At 68.1% G+C, this 8,237-nt stretch carries 7 protein-coding genes and 1 pseudogene; all 8 read right to left on the reverse strand.

Translation table 11 applies throughout. The annotated features are described in order from the left end of the window. On the reverse strand, positions 1 to 380 hold a 380-nt coding region (locus VMJ11_RS10895), incomplete at its 3' end, for a response regulator (protein ID WP_325619429.1). Next, positions 377 to 1,192, reverse strand: coding sequence for a chemoreceptor glutamine deamidase CheD (cheD, locus tag VMJ11_RS10900; RefSeq protein ID WP_325619430.1), 816 nt, complete (start codon positions 1,190 to 1,192; stop codon positions 377 to 379). The genes VMJ11_RS10895 and cheD, both read right to left, overlap by 4 nt. After that, positions 1,189 to 2,169: a CheR family methyltransferase gene (locus tag VMJ11_RS10905; protein ID WP_325619431.1), complete on the reverse strand. Its 981-nt coding sequence runs from the start codon at positions 2,167 to 2,169 to the stop codon at positions 1,189 to 1,191. Before VMJ11_RS10905 ends, cheD begins: the two co-directional genes overlap by 4 nt. Before the next feature lie 245 nt (positions 2,170 to 2,414). Then, positions 2,415 to 4,277, reverse strand: coding sequence for a methyl-accepting chemotaxis protein (locus VMJ11_RS10910; protein WP_325619432.1), 1,863 nt, complete (start codon positions 4,275 to 4,277; stop codon positions 2,415 to 2,417). Positions 4,278 to 4,460: 183 nt separating this feature from the next. Next, positions 4,461 to 5,000: a chemotaxis protein CheW gene (gene cheW, locus VMJ11_RS10915; protein WP_325619433.1), complete on the reverse strand. Its 540-nt coding sequence runs from the start codon at positions 4,998 to 5,000 to the stop codon at positions 4,461 to 4,463. Positions 5,001 to 5,058: 58 nt separating this feature from the next. After that, on the reverse strand, positions 5,059 to 7,362 hold the full coding sequence (cheA, locus tag VMJ11_RS10920; RefSeq protein WP_325619434.1) for a chemotaxis protein CheA: 2,304 nt from the start codon (positions 7,360 to 7,362) through the stop codon (positions 5,059 to 5,061). A gap of 46 nt (positions 7,363 to 7,408) precedes the next feature. Beyond that, on the reverse strand, positions 7,409 to 7,783 hold the full coding sequence (locus VMJ11_RS10925; RefSeq protein ID WP_325619435.1) for a response regulator: 375 nt from the start codon (positions 7,781 to 7,783) through the stop codon (positions 7,409 to 7,411). Between the two features lie 13 nt (positions 7,784 to 7,796). After that, positions 7,797 to 8,237: pseudogene (locus VMJ11_RS10930) on the reverse strand (motility protein MotB); the annotation flags it as partial.

Raw genomic sequence — 8,237 nt, forward strand, 5'->3', positions numbered from 1 at the left:
GCGAGCTTTTCCGCGTATTCGAGCATGCCGTCGCGAATGCCGACCTTCGGCTTGGTCACGAAGTCGACCGCGCCGAGTTCGAGCGCGCGCAGCGTGATTTCGTTGCCGCGCTCGGTCAGCGACGACACCATCACGACCGGCATGGGCCGCAGGCGCATGAGCTTCTCGAGGAAGTCGAGGCCGTCCATGCGCGGCATTTCCACGTCGAGCGTGAGCACGTCGGGGTTGTGCTGCTTGATCAGCTCGCGCGCGACGAGCGGGTCCGGCGCGGTCGCGACGACCGTCATGTCGGGTTGAGCGTTGATGATTTCGGTCATCAGACTGCGGATCAGCGCCGAATCGTCGACGCAGAGAACCTTGATTTTTTGCACAGCGTTCACGCCTCCTCTACTGTCCTGGCGTTGTCTTGACCGGATGCACGCAGCACGGACGACGCGCTCGAGCCGAACAGCTCGATGCGCGCGCGCGCGGGCTGCGGCTGCGATGGTGGGCTCTGCGGCGCCTGGCCTGCCGGCGCGGCTTGCGCCGCCGCGCCCGCCCCCGCGCGAGCCGCGCTGCCAAGCCCGAACAGCTCGACGCGCGCGCGTGCCCGCGCGAGCCGCTCGGCGCGCGCCTCGGCGGTCTGTGCGGCGAGCTGCTGCTCGCGCTCGGCGACGCTCGGGTCCTGGGTGAGGCGCAGCTTCTTCACCATCACCTGGCCCGTGCGCGGCAGGAACGCGACCTTGCGCGGATGCGAGCCCTGCAGGTCCTCGGCCACGATGCGGATGTTCTCGGTCGCGAGGTAGCGGCGCACGAACGCGGCGTTGCGATCGCCGATGTTCATGGTCGTCATGCCGGCCAGCACGGCCGCGCCGCCGAACACCTTGGCCTCGAAGCGCTCGCGGCGCCCGCCCGCCTTGATGAGTTCGTTGATCAGCACTTCCATCGCGTAGGCGCCGTAGCGCATGGAGTCCGAAGCCGCGGTGAGCGCATGGGCCGAGTCCGCGCCGTCATCGGGCAGCATGAAATGGTTCATGCCGCCAATGCCGGCCGTGCGGTCCTGGATACACGCGGCCACACACGAGCCGAGCACGGTGACGAGCACCATGTCCTCGCCCGTCGTGTAGAACTCGTTGGGCAGGAGCTTCACGCCGGGGCGCTGGAAGTGCGCGTCGAAGTATCGATTGGTTGCGACCGGCAGGCTCGTGCTCATGCGGGCACTCCGATCGAATCGGTCGCGCGGCGCGGCGCGGGCGAGCCTTCGCCACGGCCGTGCGCGAGCTCGTACACGGTCTGGCCGCGCAGGCGAAACGCCTGCGTGACGTAAGTGAAGTTCTCCGAGTGGCCCGCGAAGAGCAGGCCGTCCGGCTTCATCAGCGGCTCGAAACGCGTGAGCACCTGCGCCTGGGTCGGCTTGTCGAAGTAGATCATCACGTTGCGGCAGAAGATCGCGTCGAAGGTCGTGCGCAATCCGTAGTCCGCGTCGGTGAGGTTGAGCTGCTCGAACTTGATCATCGCGCGCAGCTCCGGGCGCACCTTCACGAGCCCCGCATGCGAGCCGGTGCCCTTGAAGAAGAAGCGCTTCAGCCGCTCGGGCGACAGATGCTTCACCTGGTCGAATGCGTAGACGCCGGCTTCGGCCTTGGCGAGCACCTGGGTGTCGAGGTCGGTGGCGAGCACGCGCGCCTCGCGCGCGCCGCGCTCGCCGAGCGCCTCGACGAGCGTCATCGCGATCGAATACGGCTCCTCGCCCGTCGATGCGGCCGAGCACCACACCGAGACCGGCTGCGCACGCCGCTTCACGAACGCATCGAGGATCGGGAAGTGATGCGCTTCGCGAAAGAACGCCGTGAGGTTCGTGGTGAGCGCGTTCGTGAACGCCTCCCACTCGCTCGGGTCGTTGCGCGCTTCGAGCTGGTCGAGGTAGTCGCGAAAGCTCTCGAGGCCGAGCGCGCGCAGGCGCCGCGCGAGCCGGCTGTACGCCATGTCGCGCTTGTGGTCGGAAAGCGAGATGCCCGCGCGGCGGTGAATGAGCGCACGAATGCGCTCGAAGTCCGCCGACGTGAACTCGAAATCTCGATTGGTCTCGCTACCCGCGCTACCCGCGCCACCCGTGCCTGGCGTCACGCCGGGCGCGGCGCTGCGCGCCGGGGCGCCGGCGTCGCGGCCCGAAAATCGCAGCGCTTTCATGCTCGTGCTCCTTCGCATTGCGCGCCGCCCACTGCCTGGGAGGCCGCGGAGCACGTGAGCCGTGCGCCGCGCCTGCCCGCGTGCAATGCGTGCGGCGCATGGGCGACCCGAGCCGCGCGCCCGGCCCCGGGGGCGGCGTGCGGCAGGTCATGCCGTTGTGTAGCGCTCATGTGCATTGCAGTTGCCCGTCTTTTTCAGTGCTTCGTAGTGCTTCGTAGTGCTTCGCTTCTTCGTGCTTCGGCCGGTCAGAACGTTTCCCAGTCGGAATCGCTGGACGCCGCCGCCGGGCTCGCCGGCAACTCGGCGCGCGCCGCCGCGGCCGCCTTGGCCACGGGCTTCGCTGCCGGCTTCACGGCCGGTCTTGCTGACGGTTGTGATGCCGCTTGAGCTACCGCATGTGCCGCCGGTGGTGCTGCGGTGTCTGCCGATGCGGCCACCGTAGCCTTCGCCGGCACCGTAGAAGACACCGCAGACGGCACCGCGCGTCTCGCCACAGCCGGCGCCCCACGCGCGGCGCTCGCGCCCACGCTTGCAGCGGCGCTGCGCATCTGCGCGCCGCCCGTGCCCCACTTGCCGAGCACGCTCTGCAACTGGCGCGTCTGCTCTTCGAGCGACGCTGCGGCGGCGGCCGCCTCTTCGACGAGCGCGGCGTTCTGCTGCGTGACGGTATCCATTTGCGTGACCGCGCGGTTGACCTGCTCGATGCCGCCCGACTGCTCCTCGGAGGCGGCGCTGATCTCGCCCATGATGTCGGTCACGCGGCGCACGGCCTGCAGGATCTCTTCCATCGTCGCGCCGGCGCGGCCCACGAGCTGCGAGCCGCTTTGCACCTTGTGCGCCGAGTCGTTGATGAGCTCCTTGATTTCCTTCGCCGCGCTCGCGCTGCGCTGCGCGAGGCTGCGCACTTCGCCCGCCACGACCGCGAAGCCACGGCCCTGCTCGCCCGCGCGCGCCGCTTCCACGGCCGCGTTGAGCGCGAGAATGTTGGTCTGGAACGCGATGCCTTCGATCACGCTGATGATGTCCACGATCTTCGCCGAGCTCGCGGCGATGTCCTGCATCGTGTTCACCACTTCGCCGACGACTTCGCCCCCGCGCGTCGCGATGTCCGACGCGTTGACGGCGAGCTGGCTCGCCTGGCGCGCGTTCTCGGCGTTCTGGCGCACGGTTCCGGTGAGCTGCTCCATGCTCGACGCGGTTTCCTGCAGCGAAGCGGCCTGCTGCTCGGTACGCTGCGACAAGTCGGTGTTGCCCATCGCGATCTCGCGCGCGCCGACGTCGATCGAGCTTGCGCCCGAGTGCACCGCGCTCACGAGCGCGACGAGGCTTTCCTGCATGCGCTTGATGCCGCCGAAGAGCCGCCCGATCTCGTTGTTGCTGTACACCTGAACCGGCTGCGAGAGATCGCCGCGGGCGATTCGCTCGAAGCACGACACGGCGTCCTCGAGCGGCTGCACGATGAGGCCGCGCATCGCGAAGCGGATCGCGACCACGAGCACGAGCGCAATCACGATCACCGCGCCGATCGCCGCGCGCATCATGTCGATGCGCTCGTTCGCGGTGACCTGGCGCGCCTGCGCGCCGTCCTGCATCGCCTGCGCGAGCGGGGCGGCAACGTTGTCGTAGTCGACGAACATCGGGCTGATCTTCGTGTCGGCCACAGCGTGATAACCCGTTTGATCGTTTGCGCGAAGGGCCGCGAATTCGGGCTGAACGCCGTCTTGCATCAACGCCGCGCGTTTGGCGGCGAGCGCATCGAGCATCGCGGGGTCGAGGCCGCTCTTGGGCGCGCTCTGGAAGGCCTGCCATGCTTCGTTGGACTTCCCGAGCAATTCGTCGGCGCGATCAATCGCCTTCTTCGCTTCGTCGGCCTGGCCGGCCGCCGCGAGCTCGCTGGCGCGATCGACCGCGACGCGCGAGCGCAGCAGATACGACGAAGTATCGTTGAGCGCATGCATCGCGACGAGATCGCCGCGCGCCATCGTGCCGAGCGCGTCGCTCGCGCGACCGAGCGCATAGAGCCCGAGCGCGCCGACCAGCACGGTCAGCGCCACCAGAATGACCCCGACGCCCGTGAGCGTCGTGCGGATCGACCATCTTTGCAGCATCTCGTTTGCTCCTGTCCTGTGCGAACGGGAAGGGTCCTGCGGCCGGGCGAACCACGCCCAAGGCCCTCGCCAGGCACACGCGCAAGACAAAGGCGGCTGGCCGCTTCTGGCGGCGGCTTTCCGCTCTCTCACGCTGGCCTCGCGCCCCCCCCGGTTTTTCTCGTGGCGCTTTCTCGTCGCGCGTCAGACCAGCGCGTCGATCAACGCCATCTCGCGGCTCGTCATCAGCTTTTCGATGTCCATCAGGATCAGCATGCGGCCGTCCACCGTGCCGAGGCCCGTGAGGTACTCGGTGGTGAGCGTCGCGCCAAATTCGGGCGCGGGCATGATCTGGTCCATCTGCAGCGTGAGCACGTCGGAGACGCCGTCCACCACCATGCCCACCACGCGATGCGCGACGTTCAGGATGATGACGACCGTCTGGTGGTCGTACTCGACGCGCCCCAGATGGAACTTGATGCGCATGTCGACGATCGGCACGATGATGCCGCGCAGGTTGATGACGCCCTTGATGAAGTCGGGCGCGTTCGCGATGCGCGTCACGCTGTCGTAGCCGCGGATTTCCTGCACCTTGAGGATGTCGATGCCGTACTCTTCCGCGCCGAGCGTGAAGACGAGGAATTCCTGACCGCCTGCGTCGGCCTGCAGCGCGTCGCGGCGTTGCGCGCTGGCAAGCGCCGCGCCCTGCGCGCCGTTGCCTTGAATCGATTGGACTTCTGCCACGTTAGCCCCTGAACGGTTGGGAGATGATTGATTGAGTGCGTCCGGACTTCACAACGTTTCACGCGAATTCGGCGAACGCGCCCGAATTTGCGCTGGTGCTCACGCCATGCGTGGCACGTGTCTCGCGATTGAGCGCGGCCACGTCGACGATCAGCGCGACGCTGCCGTCGCCGAGAATGGTCGCCGCCGAAATGCCGTGCACCTTGCGATAGTTCGTTTCGAGGTTCTTCACCACCACTTGCTGCTGGCCGACCAGCTCGTCGATCAGCATGGCGAAGCGCCGGCCCTCGGTTTCCATGATCGTGACGATGCCCTGGGTCGGGTCCGTGCGCGCGCCCTCCACGTTGAATGCGGCATGGAGCGCGACGAGCGGCAGGTATTCGCCGCGCACGCGCACGACGCGGTCGCCGTTGGTGACCGTGTAGATGTCTTCGTGACGCGGCTGCAGCGACTCCATCACGAAATTCAGCGGCAGGATGAAGATCTCGTTGCCGACCTTCACCGACATGCCGTCGAGAATCGCCAGCGTGAGCGGCAGCACGATGCGCGTGGTGGTGCCCTTGCCCGCGTGCGAGGTGATCTCCACGTGGCCGCCCATCGACTGGATGTTGCGCTTGACCACGTCCATGCCCACGCCGCGGCCCGAGACGTCGGTCACCTGCTCGGCGGTCGAGAAGCCCGGCATGAAGATGAGATTCCAGACCTCTTCGTCGGTCATGGATTCGCTCACCTGCATACCCTGCTTCATCGCCTTCGCGAGAATCTTGTCGCGGCGCAGGCCCGCGCCGTCGTCGCTCACTTCGATCACGATGTTGCCGCCGTGGTGCGCGGCGGAAAGCACGAGCTGGCCCGTGCCGTCCTTGCCGGCGGCGCGGCGCGCCTCCACGGTTTCGATGCCGTGATCGAGCGAGTTGCGCACGAGGTGGGTGAGCGGGTCGATGATGCGCTCGATGAGGCTCTTGTCGAGCTCCGTCGCCTGACCGAACGTGACGAGCTCCACTTCCTTGCCGAGCTTCGCCGCGAGATCGCGCACGAGACGCGGGAAGCGGCTGAACACGTAGTCCATCGGCATCATGCGGATCGACATCACCGCTTCCTGCAGGTCGCGCGCGTTGCGCTCGAGCTGCGCCATGCCGTTGAAGAGGCGGTCGTGCAGCGCCGGGTCGAACGTGCTGGTGGTTTCCGCCAGCATGGCCTGCGTGATGACGAGCTCGCCCACGAGGTTGATGAGCTGGTCGACCTTCTCCACGCCCACACGAATCGAGCTGCCTTCCGCCGATGCCGCGGCGGCGGCCGGACGCGCCTTGCGTTCGGCTTCGGCATGCGCGGGCGCGCTCGCGGCGGCGCGCGGCGCTTCGTGCTCGGCATGCGGCGCGCTCACAGCGGCCATGGTCGTGGCGCTCGCGGCCGCGACCGGGGCTTGCGGGGCCGCCGGCGCTGCAGCGTGCACGGCCGGCGCTGCTGCCGGAGCCGGCGCCGCCTCGGGCGCGGCCGCTCCGGCGGCCGGCTGCGCGTCGCCTTGCGGCGCGGCGCCACGGCCGATCGCGATCTGCTTCTCGTCGATCACGAAGCAGCACACGGCGATGATGTCGTCGGCGGGCACGTCGGTTTCGAGCCACAGCGTGAGGTCGTCGCCGGTCTTCACCTGGCCGAGAATGCGACCGAGATTGCCGAGTTCCTCGACGAGCAGATCCTGGTCCTTCGCGTCGACGGCACGCAGCGTGATGCGCAGATGCGGACCCTCGCCGCCCGCCGCGCCGTTGGCTTCAGCCGGCGAACCCGCGGCGTCCATGGCCTCGTTCACGACGTGCTCGGGCGCGCCCTGCTGCGCGGCGGCCGCTGCGGCGCTGTACGCCTCGAAAGCGGCTTCGAGGTCCTCTTCCGAATCGGCAGCGGGAGCCGGCGCAGGTGCAAATGCAGGCACGGGCGCGGGAGGCGGCACGGGTGCGGCTTCGGGCGCGGGCAGGCCGCGGCTTTCCGCATACAGGCGCTCGAGCTTCGCGCGCACGGCGGCCGCAGCCGCCGCGTCGGGCTCGGCGCTCGCGCGGTAGGCGCCGAGCTGGTCGGAAAGTACGTCCTTCGTTTCGAGGAACGTGTCGATCATGTCCTTGCGCAGCACGAGCTCGTTGTTGCGCGCGCGGTCGAGCAGCGATTCGAGGATGTGGGTCGTCTCGGTCAGCGCCGTGAAGCCGAACGTTGCCGCGCCGCCCTTGATCGAATGCGCCGCGCGGAAGATCGCCGCCAGATCCTCGGGATCCGGGCGGCCCACGTTCAGGTTCAGGAGGAGCTGCTCCATCTGCGCGAGCAGCTCGTCCGCCTCGTCGAAAAACGTCTGATAGAACTGAGTGATGTCGAGAGTCATTGCTCTTTCACCGCGATAGTTGGCGGGTTGGCGGGTGTGCCGCGCCTCATGGGTTGGCCTCGCCGAGCGCGCTCGCCAGATCGACGAGCAGTTCGGGGTCCACCGGTTTTTCGATCCAGCCGGTCGCGCCTGCGTCGCGCACGGCTGCCTTGAAGCCTTCGTCCGATTCCGTGGTCAGCACGAGGATGGGCGTTTCGAGGTACGAAGGATTCGCCCTTAGCCGCTTGATCAGGTCCAGGCCGCCCATGCGTGGCATGTAGAGGTCCGTGAGCACGAGGTCGAAGCGCTGGGCGAGCGCATGCTCGAGCCCTTCGTCGCCGTCGCTCGCCACCGTCACTTCGTAGCCGGCCGAACCGAGCGCCGCACGCAGGATCTCCCGCATGGACACCGAATCGTCGATCGCCAGAATGTTCCTGATCATCCGTTCCTCGTTGTCATTGCGCCGATGTTCCGGTTGTTCCCGTCGTTCCCGTCACCACGCCCAGCGCCGGCGCCACGTCCGGCGCCTTCGGCACATCGGGCAGCTTCGCCACATCGGGCGCGAGCCGCACCGGCGCCGCCTTGCCAGCCGCCGCGTCGGGCGAGAGCACGGGCAGGCTCTTGCCCGAGCCCGCCGCGTCGTCGGAGAGCGTGGTGGTGGTCGAGTCGTCGTGCATCAGCGCGTCTTCGGACTTCTTGTTAAGCACGATGATGCTGATACGGCGGTTCTCCGGGTCGAGCGGATCGGCCTTGTTCAGGTTCTGCGTCGAAGCGAGGCCGAGCACGCGCATCACCTTCGATTCGTCCATGCCGCCCGCGATCAGCTCGCGGCGCGAGGCGTTCGCGCGATCGGCGGAAAGCTCCCAGTTGCTGTAGCCCTTCTCGCCGCCCGCGTA

Origin of the sequence: Paraburkholderia sp. (assembly GCF_035501035.1) — a bacterium.
Classification (GTDB): Bacteria; Pseudomonadota; Gammaproteobacteria; order Burkholderiales; family Burkholderiaceae; genus Paraburkholderia.